Genomic DNA, 20,354 nt, shown 5'->3' on the forward strand with positions numbered 1-20,354 from the left:
GCACTCAGCGCATCGACGGCGGGATCAGCGCCTCCGGGACGACGGCGGTCTGCCCACTCGAGGTCCGGGCCGCCGGCACGCCCTTGAACCGGTACGGGATGGCCCCGACGCCGGGCTGGACCACGTAGGCCGCACCCGGCTCGGCACCGGCCCAGGCGGCCTCCATCGCCTGCGCCACCTCGTCGGCGGAGAGCACCGGGAAGTCGGCGGCGGCGAACTCCTCGCGCAGCGGGTCGATGATCGCGGTGTCGGCGAACCCGGGGCAGATGGCGGAGATGGTGATCCGGTCCCCCACCAGACGGGGTGCCATCGACCGGACGAAGGCGATCGCCCCGCCCTTGGCGACGCTGTAGCCGGGGTCGGTGGCCACCGGGGCGAGGCCGGCCAGGGACGCGGTGACCACGATCGAGCCACCGCCGGCCCGGCGCAGCGCAGGCAGGGCGGCCTCCGCGCCGTAGACGACGCCGAAGAGGTCGACGTCCACCACGTGCAGGAACTCGTCGACGTCCAGGGCGTCGCGGCTCTTCCCGGCGATGCCGGCGTTGAGGAAGGTGGCGTCCAGCCGGCCGTGCTCGGCCTCCACCTGCGCGACGACGGCCGCGTTGGCGGCCCGGTCGGTGACGTCCAGGGGCAGGAAGTGGGCACCGAGGTCGGTGGCGGTCTGCCGGGCGCGCTCGCCGTCCAGGTCGGCCAGGACGACGGTCACCTCCCGGGCGCGGAGCCGGGCGGCGAGTGCGCGGCCGAAGCCGCCGGCGCCCCCGGTGATCAGGGCGACGTCGCCGGGGCGGGGGGATCCGGGAACAGCAGTGGTCTCGGTCACCCGCTGATCACATCACGCCTGCCGGAGGAACCGGTCGAGCACCCGGATGCCGAACTGCATCGAGTCGACCGAGATGCGCTCGTCGATGCCGTGGAACAGCGAGGCGAAGTCCAGCTCGGCGGGCAGCTTGAGCGGGGAGAACCCGAAGCAGCGCATGCCCAGGGTCTCGAAGCTCTTGGCGTCGGTGCCGCCGCTCATGGTGAACGGGACGGCGCGGGCGCCCGGGTCCTCTGCGGTGAGCGCCTGCACCATCAGGTCGACCGACGGGCCGTCGAAGGTCGTCTCCACGGCCTGGTCGTAGGTGATCCACTCCCGGGTGACCCCCTCGCCGATCAGCTCGTCCAGCTGCTGCTCGAACTCCGCCTCCTGCCCGTACAGGAACCGGCCGTCGATGGTGGCGCTGGCGGTGCCGGGGATGACGTTGGTCTTGTAGCCGGCGTCGAGCATCGTGGGGTTGGCGGTGTTGCGCAGCGCGGCGCCGATCATCCGGCTGATGCTGCCCAGCCGGGCCAGCGCCTGGTCGGGGTCGTCCGGGTCGATCTCGATGCCGTAGGCGTCGCCGACCTCGGCGAGGAACTGCTTCATGGGCGGGGTGACCACGGTGGGCATCCGGCTGGAGCCGATCCGGCTGACGGCCTGGGCCAGCCGGGTGACGGCGTTGTCGTCGTGCACGAACGAGCCGTGCCCGGGGCGGCCCTGCGCGGTGAGCTTCATCCAGGCCAGCCCCTTCTCGGCGGTCTGGACCAGGTAGAGGCGCAGGTCGTCGCGGACGGTGATGCTGAAGCCGCCGACCTCGCTGATCGCCTCGGTGCAGCCCTCGAAGAGGTCGGCGTGGTGGTCGACCATGAAGTGCGCGCCCTTGCGGCCGCCGGCCTCTTCGTCGGCGACGAAGGCCAGCACGATGTCGCGGTCGGGCTTGACGCCGGTGCGCGCCCAGTCGCGCACCAGCGCCAGGGTCATCGCGTCCATGTCCTTCATGTCGACCGCCCCGCGGCCCCACACGTAGCCGTCGCGCTGCTCGCCACTGAACGGGTGCACGCTCCACTCGGCCGGGTCGGCCGGGACGACGTCCAGGTGGCCGTGCACCAGCAGCGCCGGGCGGTCCCGGTGCGTGCCCTCGATCCGGGCGACCAGGTTGGCCCGGCCCGGCTCGGACTCGTGGATGACGCTGCTGATGCCCACCTCGTCGAGCTTTGCGGCGACCCACTCGGCGGCCTTCCGCTCCCCCGCGCTGGTCACCGAGTCACCGGTGTTGGTGGTGTCGATCCGGATCAGCTCGGACAGCAGGTCCGCGACCTCGGACTGGGCACCGGCCAGGGGCGTGGGAGTGGGCTGCGACATGCCGACGATGGTGCCACCGGCCCCTGTCCCGGGCCCGCGGTGGCCTCGGTTATGCTCGTCGAGGCGCTCCGCGGAGCGCCTCACCTGTCCGGGTGGCGGAATGGCAGACGCGCTAGCTTGAGGTGCTAGTGCCCTTTATCGGGCGTGGGGGTTCAAGTCCCCCCTCGGACACAGCAGCGAGCCCCCGCGGTCACCGACCGTGGGGGCTCTGTCGTTCGCGACAGCGTCCGCCCCGAAGATCTCGTTGACCGAGGCTGGCTGGCAGGGCCGCGCTGCCGCCTGCTAGTTCCGGTTGAGGCCGTACTGCCGGGTCAGGAGCGCCCGTTTGTAGTGGGCCTCCGCCACATCGACCTCAGCGGTGGTCGCAGTCGGGCCGAACACACGCAGGATGCTGAAGACGAGGTGCCGACGGTGGGTCACGTCGAGCTCTGCAAGTTCGCGAAGCGCGACGTTGCCGCCGTGGCCGTCGCGGGCGTAGGTGCTCCACCGGCCCAGCAGGCGCTCCGTGCCGTCAGCCTTCCCGACGTACAGCTCGCCACTGCTGGTGTCTGCGACGAGGTAGATGCCCTGGACGGCGGCGAGCGCAGTCCTCCACTCCGCGTATCGCGAGTCCTCGGCGACGGCCAACAGCTCCTCGTACGTGATGAGGACCTTGTCGAAGCCCGGAAACGGCACGCGGGCAGGGTCGGCGATCTCGACCACCGGCATCTGATCGGCGTTCCCGCCTGCCTTGGCCCAGTTGATCGTGTCGTTCGACCACTCGATGACGAGCCGGTTCCGGAGCGACACCAGGACGTCGGAGGGGTGGAGATCGAAGTACCGCTTGACGTCGGTCCGCTCAGCGAGAACTTCACCCCTGTTCTCGTAGGCCGCGAGGAACCGGGACCGCCGCTTCCCGTCCGCCATGAAGTTCAGCCACAGGACCGGCGGATCCCGAGGGATCTTGCTCTGCCGGAGCGCCTGGACTCGGGTGTAGGTGAGGACGTTCTCGACCGTGGCGTCCTGCGGGCCGGTGAGGCCGTCGGCGCTGTAGGTGTGCCGGACGAGGAGCACGTCGTCCGTTGCGACGCCCGCCACGCTCAGCAGGTCCGCGAGGCTCAGGTCACCGCGCGACGAGGACGACTCGGTTGGTTGCATGATCGAAACCTACGGGCCGCGTCAGGATGGTCGAGGGCCCGCATGGCTGCCCGCGCTGCGCACCGCCTGACCTACACCTTCTCCGTTGGGCACTGCCTTTTCGGGACGTTCGACCACCTCGACGGGCGGACGCCTGGTGCCAGGCGATGCCGGGCGCGACGTCCCTCTGACGCGTCATGAAGGCGCATGACCTTCGTCGACATCACCGCACTGCCGGTGTCCGCTGACCGCAAGATCGCGTACATCCACTTCTCACGACGCATGCCGAGGTCTACCGCGACCACGGGGCGACCCGCGTCACCGACTACTGGCAGGTGTCAGTTCCCGCGGACCAGGAGGACTTCCACGCCGACGGACTGACCCACGACGAGGGCGAGCTGCGCGGCTTCCCCGCCGTCCTGGGGCCTCGACGTCCGAAGCGGTTGTCGTCACCGTCACCGAATGACCTCACGCGAGGCCAGCGACAGCGGTGCAGCCGCAGCCACCAGCGACTCACGCGTCCTGGCCACTTCCTTGACCGACTTCGCCAAGCTGACCACAATATTGGTCATGACGACGCAGTCGCTCGCCGCGGTCAAGGCTCATTTCAGCCAGGTCATCGACGAGGTGTCCGGCACCCATGAACGGGTGACGATCACCAAGAACGGCAGCCCGGTCGCCGTACTCCTCGCGGTCGAGGACTACGAGTCCCTCGTGGAGACGCTGGAGATCCTCTCGGATCCCGCAGCCAGGTCCGAGATCCGTGAGGCCGAAACCCAGATGGCCGGCGGCGAGGTCTACGACGAGTCCCAGGTGCGGGCCGCACTGGCGGCCCGCCGCCGGTGACCGGGCCTCTGACCTACACCGTCGTCCTGTCGGCAGCCGCGAAGCGGGCCATCGAGCGGGGCCTCCCGGAGCCTGTGGCGGTGGCGGTGGTCGACTTCCTGTACGGCCCGCTGGCCTCGGACCCGTACCGCGTCGGCAAGCCACTGCGGTTCGAGCTCGACGGCTACTGGTCCGCACGGCGGGGGCAGTACCGCGTCATCTACTCGATCTCCGACGGCGAGGTGCTCGTCCGCGTCGTGCGCATCTCGCACCGCGCTGACGCTTACGGCTGACCGACTTCCCCGAGCGGGTGGACGCGTGCGTGGAAGCAGCGTGCCGCCCCCCGGACACCGCTCAACTGCCCCGCGGTCACCGACCCTCGCTGACGCGACTGGAGGCTACGAGCGGGTCTGACGTCGTCCGGGCCGGAGTCCGGGCCCGGCGACGGGTGCCTGCGTCAGCCGAGCAGGCGGCGGGCCGTCACGAGCGGCTGCCGCACACACCACCGGGCGACCCGGAGGCCGACGTGCCAGAGGTCGAGCCACTCGGGCGGCCGCCCGGCTCCCGGAGCAGAGGGCCGGGGAGCCGGCGCGGCGGCCGCGTCCGGCCGGGACACCAGGATGTCGGCCGGGGACCGCTGCCGCGTGGCCCGCAGGGAGGCGAAGGACGGGATGGCCGGCGCGGACGACGACTCCTGGTCGTCCGAGGGGATCGACGGGTCACGGCCGACCGACCCCGGCCCCGTTCCTCCCGCGCTCGCTGCCATGCCCCGCGACGCTAGTCGCCGGGGAGCGCCCCGGCCTCCCGGGTGCCGCCACCCGGCCGGCCGGAACACCGGGAGCGTCCAGCCGTTGAAGGAAGGTGGACGCTCAACTTCATGCTGCCAGGAAGAGGCTCACCCATGACCACGCACACCGACCGGGGCGCGGACCGCCGTCCCCACCCCGCCGTCGCCACGCGCGAGGTGGGGGCATGACCACGCTGGGCATCCTCGGCGCCGGCAAGGTCGGCACGGTGCTGGCCCGGCTCGCGGTGGCGGCCGGGTACGACGTGCTGATCGCCGGCTCGGGCGACCCGGCCACGATCGCCCTGACCGTCGAGGTGCTCGTGCCGGGAGCGACCGCCACGACGGCGGCCACCGCCGCGAGCGAGGCCGACGTCGTCGTCCTCGCCCTGCCGCTGGGCAAGCACCGCACCCTGCCGGTCGACGCCCTGGACGGGAAGCTGGTCATCGACGCGATGAACTACTGGTGGGAGGTCGACGGGATCCGCGACGACCTCACCGATCCGCGGACCTCGACCAGTGAGGTCGTGCAGGGGTTCCTGCCGAGGGCCCGGGTGGTGAAGGGGTTCAACCACATGGGCTACCACGACCTGGACGGCGGAGCCCGTCCCGCCGGTGCTCCCGGCCGGAAGGCGATCGCCATCGCCGGGGACGACGCGACCGACCTCGACGTGGTCGGTCGGGTCGTCTCCGACCTGGGTTTCGACCCGGTCGTCGCCGGCCCTCTCGCGCTCGGCGTGCGCCTCGAACCGGGTACCGAGCCCTTCGGCGCCGACGTCGACGCCGGGGAGCTGCGCGCGATGATCGACCGCTTCGCCACCTCCGAACGCGGCCGGGAGGTCATCGCCGCCCGGCGGTGACCTCCTTCGAGCACGGCAGGGACAGCCGGGCGGCGGCTCCCGCTAGGGTCGCGTGTGGACTTCGCCGACCTGAGCCGGCCGTTCGTCATCGCCCACCGCGGCGGCTCCCTGCAGGTGCCCGAGCACACGATGGAGGGCTACCGGTTCGCCGTGGCCCACGGCTCGGTCGTCATCGAGCAGGACGTGTCGACCCTCGCCGACGGTGCCCTCGGCGTCATGCACGACGGCACGGTGGACCGCATGACCACCTCCACCGGCAACGTCGCCGACCAGACGACGGCGTCCTGGAGGCAGCTCGAGATCGACGCCTCGGTCACCCTCGGCGGGGGCTGGCCCGACGGGCTGCGCCCTCCGCTGTTCGAGGAGGTGCTCACCGAGTTCGGCAACCGGGTGCTCCTCTGCGCCGAGGCCAAGAGCGGCGACGCGATGGGCCCGATGATCGACGCCCTCGAGCGGCACGGGATCGACCCGGCGTCCGTGCTGCTGCAGTCCTTCGCGCTCGCCGACTGCCGGCTGGCGCGCTCGCGGGGGTGGGGCGTCATCTGGCTCGGCAGCACCGACGTCGCTCGCGCCGCCGCCGAGGGCATCGGCTGGATCGGCCCGCCGGCGAGCCGGGTGACCCCGCGCCTCTGCGCGGCGGCGCATGCGGCGGGGATCGAGGTGGCCTGTTACACGGTGAACCGCCGGCACCAGCGGGACGCCGTCGTCGCCGCCGGCGTGGACGCGATCTTCTCCGACGACCCCCGCCATCTCGCCGGGGACGCGTGCCGCCGCGCCTCGGACCTGTTCGCCGGCCGGACCTGGCTGCCGGGGATGCTGCCGGACACCTCCCGCGGCCGGTTCTTCCCGGACGACGCCTCCTGGGGCTTCGACGTCTCCGACACCGTCCACTCCACGCTGATGGGCTTCCTCGCACCGCCGGACCCGGAGGTGTTCACGTTGCAGCTGGGCGTGCGGATCGACCAGACCTGCGCGGACAGCAACAGCAGCGGTGCGTTCGTCTTCCTGAGCACCGACGACCACCCGTACCGGCCGTCGTCGGGGTCGTCACCCGGCGCCAACGGCTACCGCTTCTCCCTGCGGGCAGACGGCGACCTGGACGTCGGTCGGGTCGCCGATGGTGCCGCCACCACGCTGGCGTCCTCGGCGGGGGGAACGGCGCCATCGCCGGGCAGCTGGGTGGGGTTGCGGATCACCGTCAGCGGCCGGGAGCTCAGCTTCACGCACACGGGCACCTGCGCCGAGCTGCTGACGGTGGCCGACGCCGGCTGCCGACCCGTGCCCGTCGTCCACCTCGGCAGCGCGTCGGCCGGGGTCCGATTCACGAACGTGGGGTTCACATGACCGAGCCGCAGGAGCGCCCGGGCCACGGCCCCGCCGACCCGGACGGGTACCTCGTCCAGCTGACCCCGGAGGGCTACCGGTGGACCTGCCGCGCGGACGGCCGCACCGCAGGGCCGTTCACCAGCCGCGAGGCAGCCGTCGCTTCCGCCGAGGCGGACCAACCCGCCGGATGAGGGTCGGTCCACCGCGGGCGGCTCAGCCGGCGGTGGCGCGGGCGGCCTGGACGATCAGGTCGGCGACCGCGCCGGGCCGGGACACGGCGACGGCGTGGGAGGCGTCGACCTCGACGACGGTGGACTGCGCACGCTGGGCCATGAAGACCTGGGCCTCGGCCGGGACGGCGAGGTCCTGCCGGGTGACCAGGGTCCAGGACGGGATCGTCCGCCAGGCCGCTGACGTCGCCTTCTCCTCCAGCGCCTCGCTGGTGATGGGCCGCTGCGTGGCGACCATCAGCTCGACGACCTCCGGGGGGACGTCGGCCGCGAACACCTGCCGGAACCTGTCCGGCTGGATGTACAGGTCGGTCGCCGTGCCGCCGTTCCCGTCGGGAACGGGAACCGGGTCCAGCGCGGAGCCCAGCTCGTTGCCGGGGAACCTCCCGGCCAGCTCGCCGGTGCTCTCCCCCTCCGCCAGCAGGAAGCTGCCGACGTAGACGAGCGCCCGGACGCCGGGGTGCCCGTCGGCCGCCACGCTCATCACCGAGCCGCCGTAGGAGTGGCCGGCCAGCACGATCGGGCCGCGCACCTGGTCCAGCACGCTGCGCAGCTGCTCGGCGTCGGAGCGCAGGCCCCGGAGCGGGTTGGCCGCGGCGATGACCGGGTGGCCCTCGCTGCGCAGCTGCTCGATCACCCCGTTCCAGCTCGCGGACTCGGCGAACGCGCCGTGCACGAGCACGACGGTCGGCTCGGCCTGGGCGTTCGGGTCGGTGTCTGTGGTCATCGTCGTTCCTCTCGGGTCTGCAGCGACCGGGCCGACCGGATGGTCGGCGTCTGCACTGGTGGAGCGACCGTAGGAAGCGGCGACCTCCCTTCGCGTACGTCAGATGACCGTCGGTGCGACGGTGGACCGGGCCGCGTCGGGCCCGATCGCGGACCGCAACGCCACCCGGGAGGTGATCCTCAACTTCGGGAAGATCCGGTGCAGGTGCGTGCCGACCGTCCGGTGCGACAGGTACAGCCGCGCGCCGATCTCCCGGTTGGTCAGGCCCTGCGCCGCCAGCTGCGCGATCAGCAGCTCCTGCGGGCTCAGCTGCTCGCGTGCCTCCGGGGTGCGCGGCCTGCTCTGCTCCCCCGAGGCGCGCAGTTCCTGCCGCGCCCGGTCGCCCCATGCAGCGGCGCCCAGGGCGTCGAAGGTGTCCCGCGCGGCCCGCAGCGGGGCACGGGACTCCGCCGCCCGCCGGCACCGCCGCAGCCAGGCGCCGTGGGCCAGCTGCAGCCGGGCACGGGCGAAGGGCCAGGCGCCCAGGTCGGCCGCCAGGGCGGCCGCGAACAGCTCCTCGGCGTCGTCCTCGCCGGCCAGCAGCGCGCGGCCGTACCGCAGGCCGATGTGCAGCACCGGGGACGGCGTCCGCGCCGCGATCGCCTCGAGGTCCGCCACGATCGGCTCGACCTCGGCCTGGTGCCCGCTGTGGACGGCGGCCTCCACCAGGTCGCCGACGGTGAAGCTGCGCACGGCCGGGTGGTGGGCAGGGTCGGCGGGGTCGGAGAGCCGGGCGAGGTGGTCCCAGGCCGCCTGGTGCAGCCCGCGGTTGACCGCGAGGGTGCCCCGTGCGAACTGCACCAGCGCCAGCACCGCGTTCGAGTCGACCTGCAGGCCCAGCCGGGCAGCCTCGGCGAGACGCTCCTCGGTGTCCTCACCGCCGCGCACCGCGGAGACCACCGACTGGACCACCAGGGCGAGGGCTCCCATCAGCGGCTGGGCGGAGTCGGCGGCGAGCCGGGCAGCCTCGTCGGCGGCGGTGGCGGCCAGGTCGAACCGCCCGACGGTGAGCGCACTCCATGCCTGTACGGCCGACGTCCGGCCCAGGAGCCCGAGCCGGCCGTCGGCCCGGAGGCCGGCCAGCGACGACGTGAGGAACTCCACGGCCAGCGGGAAGTCGCCCACGACGCTCGCCGCGAAGCCGGCCGCCTGGGCCCGTGCCGGGTCGAGCGCACCGGCGGACATGGCGCGCAACCGCCCGTGGAGCACCGCCCCGCGGTCGAAGGGCGCCACGTAGGAGAGCACCTCGACCGCGAACGCGTCGTCCAGGTGGAGGGTCTGCTCGACGACCTCCAGCAGGCGGGCACGCACCTCGACGCCGGGCTCGGCCCACCAGCACCGCAGCGACGCGGCCTGGAGGAACCTCAGCGCCTGATCGGCCCGGCCGTCGGCCGCGGCCGCGGCGGCCACCTCGGTCAGCGTCCGGGTGCCCGCACGGACGTCGCGGACACCCTCCTCGAACCCCTCCCGGATCACCGTCATCCGGGTGCGCTCCCGCGCCGGTACGTCGAGGGTCGCGGTCTCCTGCAGGAGGCGGTCGACGACGTCCGGTCGCCCCCACTCGAAGGCGAGCTCGGCGGCACCCAGGAAGCGTCGCGCCCGCTCCGCCGGGTCCGCCGTCAGTCGGGCGGCGCGCTCCAGCGCCGCCTGCGCCGCTGCCACGCCACCTCGGCGCTGGGCCCGAGCGGCGGCATCCTCCAGTTCGGCGGCGACCGCGTCGTCCGGGGCGTCAGCGGCCGCCGCCCGGTGCCAGACCTGCCGGTCGGTGCCGCGCAGCGTCCCGGCCAGTGCGACGTGTGCGCGCTGCCGCTCGGCCAGGGTGGCCCGCTGGCGGATCGCATGGCGGACCAGCGGGTGACGGAAGGTCAGTGCGCCGCCGTCGGCGGCGCACAGCCCCACCTCGACGGCCGAGGTCAGGGCCTCCGCGGTGACCTCGGCACCGCGGAGTGCGGACGCGGCGGCCAGGGCCTCCCCCAGGTCGCCCTCGTCCTCCAGCGCCGCGACGAGCAGCAGGTCCCGGGTCACGTCGGGCAGCCCGGGGAGCCGGGCCGCGAACGCCTCCTCCAGTCGCGCGGTCAGCGTCAGGGCCGCGCAGTCGCCCCACGCGCCCTCCAGGGGCAGCTCCGCCAGCGCGAGCGGGTTCCCAGCGGCCGCGGCCAGCAGGCGCCGGCGGTGGGACGGATCGAGGTCCGGCGCCCGGCGCGCCAGCACCTCCTCGGCGGCGCGACGGTCCAGGCGCTCCAGGTGCTGCTCGTCCAGCGCCGGACCGGCGAGGACGGGCGGGAAGCCGTCGCGCTGGGCCGCCACCATCACCACCGCCTCGGCCTCCAGCCGCCGGGTGACGAAGCCGAGGACGTCGGCGCTGGGCCGGTCCAGCCAGTGCGCGTCGTCGATCACCAGCACGAGGGGTTGGTCCGCGGCGCTGTCGCTGATCAGGGTCAGGGCCGCTAGGCCGATCAGGAAGAGCTGCGGAGCTGCGTCGTCGGTCATGCCGAACGCCGCCTTCAGCGCGCGCCGCTGCGGGGTGGGCAGGGCGGGCAGGCGACCGAGCAGCGGCCGGATGAGCTGGTGCAGGCCGGCGAACGGGAGGGTCGTCTCGGACTCGACACCGGTCGTGCTCAGCACGCGCAGCCCGCGCTCGGCGGCGGCTTCGCACACGTGGCGCAGGAGTGCCGACTTGCCGATGCCGGCCTCGCCGCGGACGAGGACGGCGGCGCCGCGGTGCTGCACGTCGCGGAGCAGCCGGGCGAGCGCCTCGATCTCCGGATCCCGGCCCACCAGGCCGGCCGCCGTCACGTCCGCGCCCATCAGCGCCCACCACCGTCCGGATCCTGCCCGAGCATCCGCGAGGCCCTCGATCCCGCCGCAACGTAGTGGAGACCAGGCGCGGGAGCAATGACTCGAGTCGACCACCCCGGCTCGCAGACCGCGAGGTCCCGACGACTCCACCGACCAGCTGGTGGAGGCCGGCGGACAGGAAGGTCGTCTCGGACCCCGACACCGGTCGTGCTCAGCACCCGCAGCCGGCGCTCGGCGGCCCAGCACGCACCGCCACCGAGGGCAGCGCGTGCCGGGCGCGGACGTCACGGCGCGATGACGAGCTCGGCGATCGAGTCGCCGTCCAGCACGAAGCGGTAGTGCAGGTCCACGACGCCGCCGGGGAAGTCGCCCTCCAGGTGCTCGGTGGCGACCCAGTGCGCATCGCCGGTGCGCTGGGCACCGATGAGCGTGCTGGTGTAGGTGTACTCGGCGCCGGCCTTGGCCAGGAACGCGCGGACCTCGTCGGTGCCGCGGTAGGTCGTGCCGTCGTCGACGACCACGGCGGTGGGCGTGAAGGCCCGCAGCGCGGTCTCCGTGTCCAGGGCCTCGTGCGCGGCGAGGTAGCCGCGGATCGTGGCCGGGAGCTGATCGGGCTGGATGCTGGTCCGTTCGGTCATGCGGCCACCGTGCGGCCTCCCGGTGCGGGAGGGTCAAGGACGGCCCTCTCCCGCTGGGAGAAGTACAGGCGGGACGAACCCGGTCGCGGACACGACCCGGACCGAGGCGTTCAGCGCCCGCGGCCACCCGGCCGGACCAGCCCGTGCTCGTAGCCGTAGACCACCGCCTGCACGCGGTCGCGCAGGCGCAGCTTCTGCAGCACCCCGCTGACGCGGCCCTGGGACGTCTGCTCGGCGATGGACAGGCTCGCTGAGATCTCCGCTCACACGCTGTGCGCACCTGGGAAGTGCGGAGGGCCCCCGCCGGCACCTGTCGATCCCGCACTACCGAGGTGCGCACACCGCCGACGGCGACGCCGGTTCGTGTCTCGCAGCACCGGGAAGGGCGCAACCGACGTCGGCAGCAGCGCCGGCGGACACCCGACGCTCGAGGAGAGCGCACCGATGAGCATGACCAGCTCCGACGCCGCCACCGGCTCCCGCGACATCACGTCCCACGAGACCACGAGCTTCGCCGACCTCGGCAAGGAGATGTGGTCCTACCTCACCGGCAAGGGCGCCGCCATCAACTACGAGTTCGTCGACATGGTCGTGGAGGTGCCCCGGGAAACCGGCGCCGAGGCGCCGCGCGCCGTCTGGCGGCTCAACGGCATCCTGCGGATCACGACGTCCGAGAACGCCAGCCGGGGATGACCGGGCCGCACGACCCGCTGCACCTGTCCGGCGAGCTGTCGCTGGACGTGGACGGGTCGGGCGTGCAGGTGCACGCCGACGGCGCGGACGTGCGGATCGTCGCCGAGGACGTCGGGGCCTTCGTGGCCCGGCTCCGGGAGGCGGCGACCGCGCGGACGGGTACGGCACCGGGCCGGCGTGACGTGGGCGTGCTGGCCGACGCCCTGGCCGCGGCTGGCATCACCGCGCACCTGCAGTCACCGTCCCGGCAGGTGGCCGCTGCCGGTGCCGGCGTCGACTCACCGGCCGGTGGACTGTTGCTCGGCACCCGGCGGGTGCAGCCGCGGGCTGCGGTCGTGGTCATCGCCGCCGACCGCGGCCGACGGGTGCTGGCCGCTCTCGCCGTCGCGGCTGCGCTGGTGCTCGCCCTGGCCCGCCGCCGCAGGTGACCCCACCCGGGCACCCGGCCCCTCTCCCAGATCTCCTGGGTGGAGGCGCCGCCCCAGCGGGTGCCCACCAGCGGCGCGCAACGCCCGGGACGGGCGTCCCTCTCCCGGCTGGCGGCCGGGGAGGGACGCCCGTCGACGTTCGGCCTCAGCGGCCGATCACCGTCACCCGGGCAGGAAGGCCACGTGGGGGTGGTCCATGTGGTTGGCCGTCGGCGAACCCCGGTCCTCCATGGCCCGCCACGTGCCCGATCCGGCCAGCCAGATCCGCTGCTGCCAGATCACGTACTCGACGCGGAACCGGGCCGCGTTGTCGATGACGTACTGGGTGACGGCGTCGCCCTTGGCCTGGTCGGTGTAGACCATGAAGTCGGCCGCTCGGTCCTGGGTCGGGCTGTGGCCCGGCCGGGTCAGGACCGTGCCGACCGCGAACCGCTCGGCGACCTCCTGGACGGCGGGGCGGACGTGCGGAGCCCACGCGTCGTAGGCGCCCGGGCTGGCCGCGGGCGCGGCACGCTCCGCGCTCCGGCTGGCCGGCTGCTCGGCCAGCCGAGGAGCGGCCGCAGGCCCCCCGCCGCCGCTGAGCGTCAGTCGCTGACCGACGCGCAGCACGTTCGGGTCCCCGCCGATGACCGTGCGGTTGAGCGCGTGCAGCTGCTGCCAGGTGGTGCCGTGGGCGGCCGCGATCCTGCCGAGCGTGTCACCCGCCCGGACGACGTACACGGCCGACGCACTCGACGATGCCCCGGCCGGCGCCGCAGGTGCGGCGCCGCCGATGGTGAGCACCTGGCCGACGCGCAGGCGGTTCGGGTCGGCGCCGACGGTGCCGGCGTTCTCCGCGTAGATGCTCTGCCACGTGGTGCCGTGGGCTGCGGCGAGCCTGCTCAGGGTGTCGCCGGGAGTCACGGTGTGCTCCGCGGCGTGCGCCGGGGCGACCACGGCGAGGGGAACGGCCGCTGCCGCCACGATCGTCAGGGCGGGACGGGCCACGGACGCCACGCTCGGGCGCCGGGTGGGACGGCGGTGCCGCCCCTGGTGTCGCTGTGTCATGGGTGGTGCGCCTCTCACCGCCTGCGGAGTTAGCTGTCGGGTTCGGGCGAGAGCTGCCCGGCCGCAGATGCGGCTTCACCCCAGGGCCCGAGGGCCCGGTGCTGCGCGTGGGTCCCCCGCGCCTGCCCGTCGGGTCGTCTGTTCCGGTGGCGGTGGGCAGGTTCGGCGGGCCGCCAGCCGGGTCCTCCGCAGTCGGTGGACCAACGCACGGTAGGCAGACGGCGACCGATCGCGGCAACCCCCTGGACGGCGTCCCGCCGGTCCCGGAGCGGGCGGAGCAGGGGTGTCCCGGGGTGCCCGCGACCCCTCCTCGACGGACCCTCGGACGGACGCCTCCCGCGCCTGGCCAGTCCTTTCAGCCGATCGGCGGCTACCCGGCGCACCCACTCCCGGTCGTCCTCGTCGTGCCGTCCACCCCAGGGAGGTGGTTGCGGATTGAACCTACGGCCGGTCGGGATGTCGTGACACTGCGTAGTGATTCCGGCCTGCGTGCCCCTGCCGCGTCCGATGGGCGGCTGTGTCGGACCGGTACCGGTCCGCCGCGCCTCGGGGCTCCGGGACGGCCTCGTCCGCTAGGGAGCCCAGGGCACCGGGACACGCTTCCCGTCAGCCGTGCGGAACGGCCAGGATGACCTCATGAGCAGCCAGCCGGCATCCTCCCGAGTCGCCATGAGCCTGACCTCCGGCGTGCTGACCGCCCTCTGGTACGCCAGCCCCGACCTCGTCCCGTCCCGCACCGCTCGCGCCTGGGCGAAGGCCGGGCTGCTGACCGTGTCGGCGGCCATGGCGGTCCGCCAGCTGCAGGACCTCGAGCCCGCCACCGGCACAGCGCCCTCCCTCAGCACGGGCCCCGTCACCGGCACCGGCACCGACCCCGTCACCGGCGCCGAGCCCGCCGGCGAGCCGGGCCCGTCGCTCTCGGAGACCCTCCGGGCGCTGCCCCTGCGCCGCAAGGCCGTCGCGGGCGGGGTGGTGACCGTCGCGCTGGCTGCCTCGGTCGCCGGGACGGTGGCTGCCGAACGCCGGGCGCACCGCCGGGGCGAGGCCCGGGCCGCCGCCGGCAAGCGGCTGCCGCACACCGGTCCGGCGCTGGTCTACGGAGCGCTCATGGCCGGCCTCGGGATGCTCCCCTCGCCCGCGGAGCACTGACGCGTCCGGCGCGGACGGGCAGGTCGGGTCGGCCGCCCGCCCGCGCGCGTCGGCCGACCGGCCGGCGGTTGCGGCTCGGACCCGGTCGCCCGTGCATCCGCGGGTCCTGGGTGGGGTCGGCGTACACCGGCGGGCAGCCGCCGTCGACCGCGTCGGGCCGCAGCTCGACGTGCCACGGCTCGTTGCGGTAGACCGGGCACAGCCCGTACCGGGCGCCGTGCTCGGCCAGCCACTGCGCCGCGGCGGGCGGGCCGACGTCCACCGCGTCCCCCGACACGTGCGCCGACGTCTCCGCGGTGGCCACCCAGCGGGCCGCCTCCGCCGCCGACCCGTGCTCGGCGACCGCCTCGCGCAGCAGCTGCTCCTGGTACGCCGGGGAGCGCCAGCCGCTGTTGACCTCGAGCCGGACGCCGTCCGCCGCGGCGTCGGCCGTCGCCCGGCGCAGCGCGTCGAGCAACGCGGGGTCGAGCCCGGCCACCCCCGGGAGGTCGTCGTCGTGCACCGTCGCCCCCGCGGGCAGGACGCCGTCCGCCGGGCCGATCGACCCGCTCCCCGCCCCGTCGAGCACGCGGGGAAGGGCGTCGACCACGGCGGGCTGGGTGGCCGCCGATCCCGCGGCCGGGGGTGCCGGGCGCACGGGCCCGCCTGACGGCCACAGGTGGGTCGTCGTGACGACCGTGCCGGCGACCGCCACGAGCAGCGCCGCGGTGCGGATCCGTCCGCCTCGATGGGTCGTCGTCCGTCGTGGTGCGTTCCTGGTCATGCCCGGAGTCAAGGCAGCGCGGTGTTCCCGGTGCGTCAGCGCTTTCCGATACCCCGGCGATACGTGCCCGCTCCTAGCATCGGCGCGTGCGTGTGCTGATCGTCGAGGACGAGCCCTACCTGGCCGAGGCGATCCGCGACGGGCTGCGGCTGGCCGCCATCGCCGCCGACGTCGCCGGGGACGGCGACACCGCGCTGGAGCTGCTGGACCTGAACACCTACGACATCGCCGTGCTGGACCGGGACGTCCCCGGGCCCTCCGGTGACGAGATCGCCGCGCGCATCGTCGCCTCCGGCAGCGGCACGCCGATCCTGATGCTCACCGCCGCCGACCGGCTCGACGACAAGGCCTCGGGCTTCGAGCTGGGCGCCGACGACTACCTGACCAAGCCCTTCGAGCTGCGCGAGCTGGTGCTGCGGCTGCGGGCACTGGACCGCCGGCGGGCGCACAGCCGGCCGCCGGTGCGGGAGCTCGCCGGGCTCCGGCTCGACCCGTTCCGCCGCGAGGTGTTCCGGGACGGCCGGTACGTCGCGCTGACCCGCAAGCAGTTCGCCGTGCTGGAGGTGCTCGTGGCCGCCGACGGCGGCGTGGTCAGCGCCGAGGACCTGCTGGCCCGCGCCTGGGACGAGAACGCCGACCCGTTCACCAACGCCGTGCGGATCACCGTCTCCGCGCTGCGCAAGCGGCTCGGTGAACCGTGGGTCATCGCGACCGTGCCCGGCGTCGGCTACCGCATCGACACCAGCCCCGAGCGTGGTTGAGGCGGTGCCGCGCCCGCCCGGGATGAGCGTCCGCACCCGGCTCACCCTCAGCTACGCCGGCTTCCTGATGCTCGCCGGCGTCCTGCTGCTGGCGGTGGTGTGGGTGTTCCTGCTGCGCTACGTGCCCGAGGACGTCCGGTACGGCCAGGCCGCGATACCTGGGTCCGGCGGGATGCAGCCGTCGACGTTCATCCCCAACCGTGGCGACCTGCAGCGCGCCTTCGCGCCGAAGGCGGCCGCGATGCTCGCCGTCCTGCTCGTCGTGGGCCTGCTGGGTGGCTGGCTGCTCGCCGGCCGGATGCTCGCACCGCTGACCCGGATCAGCCAGGCCACCCGGCTGGCCGCCGGTGGCTCGCTGTCCCACCGGGTCCGGCTGCCGGGGCGCAACGACGAGTTCCGGGAGCTGGCCGACGGCTTCGACGCGATGCTCGCCCGGATCGAGGGGCACGTCGCCGAGCAGCGCAGGTTCGCGGCCAACGCCTCGCACGAGCTGCGCACGCCACTGGCCATCACGCAGGCCCTGCTGGACGTCGCCCGCACCGATCCCACGGCCGACACCGGCGAGCTGCTCGAACGCCTGCACGCGGTCAATGCCCGGGCGATCGCGCTCACCGAGGCGCTGCTGCTGCTCAGCCGGGCCGAGCACGGCGCCCTGCCCAGCGAGGAGGTCGACCTGTCGCTGCTGGCCGAGGAGGCCGCCGAGACGCTGCTCCCGCTCGCCGAGGCCCGCGGCGTGACGATCGAGACCGCCGGCGACGTCAGCCCCGCCATCGGCTCCCCGGCGCTGCTGCTGCAGCTGACGACGAACCTGCTGCACAACGCCGTGGTGCACAACCTCCCGGCCGGCGGCGCCGTGTGGGTCACCACCACCGGCGGCGCCCGGCACGCCACGCTCACGGTCGAGAACACCGGGGAGCAGGTCGCGCCGGAGCTGGTCGCGACGCTCACCGAGCCGTTCCAGCGGGCCACCACGCGGATCCGCACCGACGACGCGGGGGTCGGGCTGGGCCTGGCGATCGTGGCGAGCATCGTGGCCGTGCACGGCGGCTCGCTGGCCGTCACCCCGCGCCCCGGTGGCGGGCTCACGGTCGTCGTCCGGCTGCCCACCTCTCCCCCGCGCGCCCCGCGGTAGGCGACCCGCCGTCGGTCAGGAGCCGCCGGGTCGCCGCATCTTCGCCAGCAGCCGGGACAGCAGCTGCTGCTCCCCCGCCGTCAGCCGGTCGACGCTCTCGGCCGGGAAGGCGAACGCCCGGTGGACCGCCCGGTGCTCCCGGCGCCCCGCCGGGGTGATCGAGACCCGCTTGACCCGCCGGTCGGCCGGGTCGGGCTCGCGGGTCACCAGGCCGCGCGACTCCAGCCTGGCGACGAGCTGGGTGACGTTGGAGGCGTCACACAGCAGCGCGGTGGCGAGCTCGCCCATCGTGCTGCTGCCCCCGGTGAGCTGGTCGAGCAGGCAGGCCTGGGCCGCACTGAGCCCGGCCTGCTGCGCCGCCCGGTCGTAGGCCGCGTCGTAGCCGTACACGAAGTCCCACAGCTGCTGGTCGAGTGGGCTCGACGGCTCGGTCACGCACCCAGATTACTTGAGTGGCTCATGGATCCGTGCTTGCATGGGCGAAGTACTTCAGTGACTCAACCAATCGGAGGAGATCGCCATGCCAGCTCAGAGCCCCGTCCGCGTCCTGGTGACCGGCGTCCGCGGCAAGACCGGCGCCCCGCTGGCGCAGCTGCTCACCGCCCGGCCGGACGTGGAGGTGCTCGGCGGCAGCAGCGACCCGGCCACCGTCACCACCCCGGGCGTGCGCCCGACCGCCTTCTCCTGGGACGACCCGGCCGGATGGCCCGCCGCGGTCGAGGGCATCGACGCCGTCTACGTCGTCCGGCCCGACCGTGCCGACGCACCCGAGCTGATCGGTGCCCTGCTCGAGCGGGTGCCGGAGCAGGCGCACGTCGTCCTGCTGTCCGAGCAGAGCGCGGACGACGTCGGCCCCGAGGGCTGGGCCGTACGGACCGAGCAGGTGGTGCAGAGCAGCGGCCACAGCTGGACGGTGCTGCGCCCCAGCTGGTTCATGCAGGTGTTCACCGACCCGCGCTTCTACCTGGACCTGCTCACTGGCGGCGGGGACCTGCCCTTCCCCGACGGGGGCGCGCAGATCGCCTGGATCGACGCGCGGGACATCGCCGCTGTGGCCGAGCGCGCACTCCTGGAGCCGGGGCACGCCGGCCGGCGGTACGAGCTGACCGGCCCGGAGGCGCTGACGCTGCCGCGCACCGCGGAGCTGCTCTCCGGGGCCGTCGGCCGCCCGGTGGTGCACCGGGAGGTGACCGTCGAGGAGGCCGTGGCCGGCACGGCGGGCTTCGACCGCGAGATCCTCACCCTCACCTACCAGCGGGTGCAGCGCGGCAGCTTCACTCCTGTCACCGGCACGGTCGAGCAGGTGACCGGGCGGCCGGCCCGCACCCTGGCAGCCTTCCTCACCGATGCGGCGCCCGCCGTGCGGCCCGCGGCCTGACGCCCGGGGCGCCCCCGTCCGGCGGCGCGGATCCGATCGCAGCCCTCGTGCCGACCGGACGGCGCACGTCCTTTGCTGTCGTGGCAAGGAGTGTGCGCCACGGCCGGCGGCGGGGGCAGGGTCGGGCCACGACGACGGAGAGGACGTGGCATGACCGAGCAGCACCACTCCCGGAGGTCCGACCGGTGACGCCCGACCCCCACCCCCGGCCCGACCAGCAGTTCGACCGGCCGTACTGGGAGGCCCACTGGCAGCAGGACCGCCCCGCGTCCATGGGCAGCAACCCACCGAACCCCCACCTGGCCCGCGAGGTCGACGGGCTCCCGCCCGGCACCGCCCTGGACGCCGGGTGTGGTGCCGGCGGCGAGGCGATCTGGCTCGCCGCGCACGGGTGGCAGGTCACCGCAGCCGACATCTCGAGCGAGGCGCTGGCCCGGGCCGCCGACCGCGCCGCGGCGAGCGGGGTCGGCGAGCGCGTGCGGTGGGTGGCGGCCGACCTGACCACCTGGGCGCCGGACACCGAGTTCGACCTGGTGATCACCGCCTACGCCCACCCGGCGATGCCGCAGCTGGAGTTCTACGACCGGATCGCCAGGTGGGTGGCCCCGGGCGGCACCCTGCTGGTCGTCGGGCACCTGCACGGTCACGGGCAGGACCACGCCGGGCACGCGCCGCCCGCCCAGGCCTCGGTCACCGCCGCGGCCGTCAGCGCGCGTCTGGACGACACGGCGTGGGACGTCGTCACCGCCGAGGAGGCGCACCGCACGCTCGACGGCCCGGGCGGCCGGGTGGTCACCCTGGACGACGTCGTCGTCCGCGCCACCCGTCGGGCCTGACCGGTTCGGCCACGCTGAGCGCTGGGCGGTGTGCTCCAGCAGGGCACACCGCTGGGCCGTGTGCTCCAGCAGGGCGGGCAGCACGACGTCCCACCGCTGGGGCGAGGCTGCTCGTGGCCGACCCCGGCCAGCTCGACCAGGCGGGCGCCGGGGACGGCCCGGGCGAGGGCCCGGGCGAGGGCCCGCCCGTGCTCCAGCGGGAAGAGCGGGTCGGTCGTGCCGTGCAGCACCAGGGTCGGCGCGCGCACGTCGGCCGGCCGCGCGCCGGGCGGCCAGCCGTCGCCGAGCAGGACGAGGTTGGTCAGGGACGCCGCCATGTCGGTGGTCCGGTCGACCTCCAGGGCGGCGAGCCGCCGCACCCGCGGCTCGTCGAAGCCCAGGAGCCCGGCACAGGGGCGCTCGACCGCCACCCGGTACGCCAGCACCGCCGTCCGGTCCTGCCAGTCCGGCCCGGGCACCGGGCCGCCGGCCGACAGCCGCGGCTCGGGCCCGGGCAGCGGCGGGCCGTCGTACGGGCCGGCCGGGCTGGTCGAGGCGAGCGTGAGCGTCCGCACCCGGTCCGGGGCGGTGACCGCCAGCCACTGCGCCACTCCCCCGCCCAGCGACACCCCCGACCAGGTGCGCGGCGGCCAGGCCGAGGCCGTCCAGCACCCGCAGCTGGT

22 protein-coding genes, 1 tRNA gene, 1 pseudogene and 1 riboswitch are annotated in these 20,354 nt (G+C 74.5%); of the genes and pseudogenes, 13 read left to right on the forward strand and 11 right to left on the reverse strand.

Annotated elements, in window-relative coordinates; translation table 11 throughout:
- Positions 1-4: 4 nt before the first annotated feature.
- Both Q1A09_RS01230 and Q1A09_RS01235 read right to left on the reverse strand, forming a co-directional pair.
- Positions 5-820 carry an SDR family oxidoreductase gene (locus Q1A09_RS01230; protein ID WP_299951062.1) on the reverse strand — a complete coding sequence of 272 codons (816 nt, stop codon included), beginning with the start codon at positions 818-820 and terminating at the stop codon, positions 5-7.
- Positions 821-832: 12 nt separating this feature from the next.
- The gene (locus tag Q1A09_RS01235) at positions 833-2,161 is read right to left on the reverse strand and encodes a M20/M25/M40 family metallo-hydrolase (protein ID WP_299951064.1); all 1,329 of its coding nucleotides are present in this window, start codon (positions 2,159-2,161) and stop codon (positions 833-835) included.
- A gap of 86 nt (positions 2,162-2,247) precedes the next feature.
- Here Q1A09_RS01235 and Q1A09_RS01240 point away from each other — a divergent pair.
- A tRNA-Leu gene (locus Q1A09_RS01240) sits at positions 2,248-2,332 on the forward strand.
- 111 nt (positions 2,333-2,443) lie between these two features.
- Here the strand turns inward: Q1A09_RS01240 and Q1A09_RS01245 are convergent.
- Entirely contained in the window at positions 2,444-3,298 is an 855-nt protein-coding gene (locus tag Q1A09_RS01245) for a GIY-YIG nuclease family protein (protein ID WP_299951067.1), read from the reverse strand.
- A gap of 441 nt (positions 3,299-3,739) precedes the next feature.
- Here Q1A09_RS01245 and Q1A09_RS01250 point away from each other — a divergent pair, with 441 nt between their 5' ends.
- Together Q1A09_RS01250 and Q1A09_RS01255 are read left to right on the forward strand one after the other, a co-directional pair.
- The gene (locus Q1A09_RS01250; protein WP_299951070.1) at positions 3,740-4,123 is read left to right on the forward strand and encodes a type II toxin-antitoxin system Phd/YefM family antitoxin; all 384 of its coding nucleotides are present in this window, start codon (positions 3,740-3,742) and stop codon (positions 4,121-4,123) included.
- A complete protein-coding gene (locus tag Q1A09_RS01255) occupies positions 4,120-4,395 on the forward strand; it encodes a type II toxin-antitoxin system RelE/ParE family toxin (protein WP_299951073.1) in 276 nt (91 codons plus the stop codon). The genes Q1A09_RS01250 and Q1A09_RS01255 overlap by 4 nt, the downstream gene beginning before the upstream one ends.
- 164 nt (positions 4,396-4,559) lie before the next feature.
- On the opposite strand, the gene Q1A09_RS01260 is transcribed toward Q1A09_RS01255, so the two are convergent.
- Positions 4,560-4,868 (reverse strand): hypothetical protein, encoded by a 309-nt coding sequence (locus Q1A09_RS01260; protein ID WP_299951076.1) that lies wholly within the window; start codon positions 4,866-4,868, stop codon positions 4,560-4,562.
- A gap of 95 nt (positions 4,869-4,963) precedes the next feature.
- Between Q1A09_RS01260 and Q1A09_RS01265 the strand changes: the two genes are divergently transcribed.
- The 3 genes from Q1A09_RS01265 to Q1A09_RS01275 are packed head-to-tail and all read left to right on the forward strand — an operon-like array spanning position 4,964 to position 7,263.
- Positions 4,964-5,746 (forward strand): NADPH-dependent F420 reductase, encoded by a 783-nt coding sequence (locus tag Q1A09_RS01265; protein WP_299951079.1) that lies wholly within the window; start codon positions 4,964-4,966, stop codon positions 5,744-5,746.
- A 54-nt stretch (positions 5,747-5,800) separates the two neighbouring features.
- The gene (locus Q1A09_RS01270; RefSeq protein WP_299951082.1) at positions 5,801-7,090 is read left to right on the forward strand and encodes a glycerophosphodiester phosphodiesterase; all 1,290 of its coding nucleotides are present in this window, start codon (positions 5,801-5,803) and stop codon (positions 7,088-7,090) included.
- Positions 7,087-7,263, forward strand: a complete 177-nt coding sequence (locus Q1A09_RS01275) for a hypothetical protein (RefSeq protein WP_299951085.1) — start codon at positions 7,087-7,089, stop codon at positions 7,261-7,263. Before Q1A09_RS01270 ends, Q1A09_RS01275 begins: the two co-directional genes overlap by 4 nt.
- A gap of 22 nt (positions 7,264-7,285) precedes the next feature.
- Here Q1A09_RS01275 and Q1A09_RS01280 read toward each other — a convergent pair whose 3' ends face one another.
- The 3 genes from Q1A09_RS01280 to Q1A09_RS01290 all read right to left on the reverse strand — a co-directional run bounded on the left by Q1A09_RS01280 (position 7,286) and on the right by Q1A09_RS01290 (position 11,505).
- Positions 7,286-8,029, reverse strand: coding sequence for an alpha/beta fold hydrolase (locus tag Q1A09_RS01280; RefSeq protein ID WP_299951088.1), 744 nt, complete (start codon positions 8,027-8,029; stop codon positions 7,286-7,288).
- Between the two features lie 99 nt (positions 8,030-8,128).
- A complete protein-coding gene (locus Q1A09_RS01285; protein ID WP_299951091.1) occupies positions 8,129-10,876 on the reverse strand; it encodes an AAA family ATPase in 2,748 nt (915 codons plus the stop codon).
- Positions 10,877-11,151: 275 nt separating this feature from the next.
- Complete coding sequence (locus tag Q1A09_RS01290) at positions 11,152-11,505, reverse strand: nuclear transport factor 2 family protein (protein ID WP_299951094.1); 354 nt, start codon at positions 11,503-11,505, stop codon at positions 11,152-11,154.
- Positions 11,506-11,949: 444 nt separating this feature from the next.
- On the opposite strand from Q1A09_RS01290, the gene Q1A09_RS01295 reads away from it, so the two are divergent.
- Together Q1A09_RS01295 and Q1A09_RS01300 are read left to right on the forward strand one after the other, a co-directional pair.
- A complete protein-coding gene (locus Q1A09_RS01295) occupies positions 11,950-12,198 on the forward strand; it encodes a hypothetical protein (protein ID WP_299951097.1) in 249 nt (82 codons plus the stop codon).
- Positions 12,195-12,626 carry a hypothetical protein gene (locus Q1A09_RS01300; RefSeq protein ID WP_299951100.1) on the forward strand — a complete coding sequence of 144 codons (432 nt, stop codon included), beginning with the start codon at positions 12,195-12,197 and terminating at the stop codon, positions 12,624-12,626. Before Q1A09_RS01295 ends, Q1A09_RS01300 begins: the two co-directional genes overlap by 4 nt.
- 162 nt (positions 12,627-12,788) lie before the next feature.
- On the opposite strand, the gene Q1A09_RS01305 is transcribed toward Q1A09_RS01300, so the two are convergent.
- Positions 12,789-13,613, reverse strand: coding sequence for a LysM domain-containing protein (locus Q1A09_RS01305; RefSeq protein ID WP_299951103.1), 825 nt, complete (start codon positions 13,611-13,613; stop codon positions 12,789-12,791).
- A gap of 66 nt (positions 13,614-13,679) precedes the next feature.
- Positions 13,680-13,816, reverse strand: a riboswitch (cyclic di-AMP (ydaO/yuaA leader).
- Positions 13,817-14,342: 526 nt separating this feature from the next.
- On the opposite strand from Q1A09_RS01305, the gene Q1A09_RS01310 reads away from it, so the two are divergent.
- Positions 14,343-14,822: a hypothetical protein gene (locus Q1A09_RS01310; RefSeq protein ID WP_299951106.1), complete on the forward strand. Its 480-nt coding sequence runs from the start codon at positions 14,343-14,345 to the stop codon at positions 14,820-14,822.
- Here Q1A09_RS01310 and Q1A09_RS01315 read toward each other — a convergent pair.
- Positions 14,779-15,585, reverse strand: coding sequence for a M15 family metallopeptidase (locus tag Q1A09_RS01315; protein ID WP_299951108.1), 807 nt, complete (start codon positions 15,583-15,585; stop codon positions 14,779-14,781). The two genes, Q1A09_RS01310 and Q1A09_RS01315, sit on opposite strands and share 44 nt — an antisense overlap.
- Positions 15,586-15,671: 86 nt before the next feature.
- On the opposite strand from Q1A09_RS01315, the gene Q1A09_RS01320 reads away from it, so the two are divergent.
- Together Q1A09_RS01320 and Q1A09_RS01325 are read left to right on the forward strand one after the other, a co-directional pair.
- The gene (locus tag Q1A09_RS01320; RefSeq protein WP_299951111.1) at positions 15,672-16,346 is read left to right on the forward strand and encodes a response regulator transcription factor; all 675 of its coding nucleotides are present in this window, start codon (positions 15,672-15,674) and stop codon (positions 16,344-16,346) included.
- A gap of 4 nt (positions 16,347-16,350) precedes the next feature.
- Positions 16,351-17,478, forward strand: coding sequence for a HAMP domain-containing sensor histidine kinase (locus tag Q1A09_RS01325; protein ID WP_299951114.1), 1,128 nt, complete (start codon positions 16,351-16,353; stop codon positions 17,476-17,478).
- A gap of 15 nt (positions 17,479-17,493) precedes the next feature.
- On the opposite strand, the gene Q1A09_RS01330 is transcribed toward Q1A09_RS01325, so the two are convergent.
- Positions 17,494-17,913, reverse strand: a complete 420-nt coding sequence (locus tag Q1A09_RS01330) for a MarR family winged helix-turn-helix transcriptional regulator (RefSeq protein WP_299951117.1) — start codon at positions 17,911-17,913, stop codon at positions 17,494-17,496.
- Positions 17,914-17,998: 85 nt separating this feature from the next.
- Between Q1A09_RS01330 and Q1A09_RS01335 the strand changes: the two genes are divergently transcribed.
- Positions 17,999-18,856 carry an NAD(P)H-binding protein gene (locus Q1A09_RS01335; protein ID WP_299951120.1) on the forward strand — a complete coding sequence of 286 codons (858 nt, stop codon included), beginning with the start codon at positions 17,999-18,001 and terminating at the stop codon, positions 18,854-18,856.
- 185 nt (positions 18,857-19,041) lie between these two features.
- The gene (locus tag Q1A09_RS01340) at positions 19,042-19,692 is read left to right on the forward strand and encodes a bifunctional 2-polyprenyl-6-hydroxyphenol methylase/3-demethylubiquinol 3-O-methyltransferase UbiG (RefSeq protein WP_299951124.1); all 651 of its coding nucleotides are present in this window, start codon (positions 19,042-19,044) and stop codon (positions 19,690-19,692) included.
- Positions 19,693-19,814: 122 nt separating this feature from the next.
- On the opposite strand, the pseudogene Q1A09_RS22565 reads toward Q1A09_RS01340, so the two are convergent.
- A pseudogene (locus Q1A09_RS22565) lies at positions 19,815-20,300 on the reverse strand (alpha/beta hydrolase); the annotation flags it as partial.
- Positions 20,301-20,354: the final 54 nt, after the last annotated feature.

The sequence above is a fragment of the uncultured Modestobacter sp. genome (assembly GCF_947486615.1).
GTDB lineage: Bacteria > Actinomycetota > Actinomycetes > Mycobacteriales > Geodermatophilaceae > Modestobacter.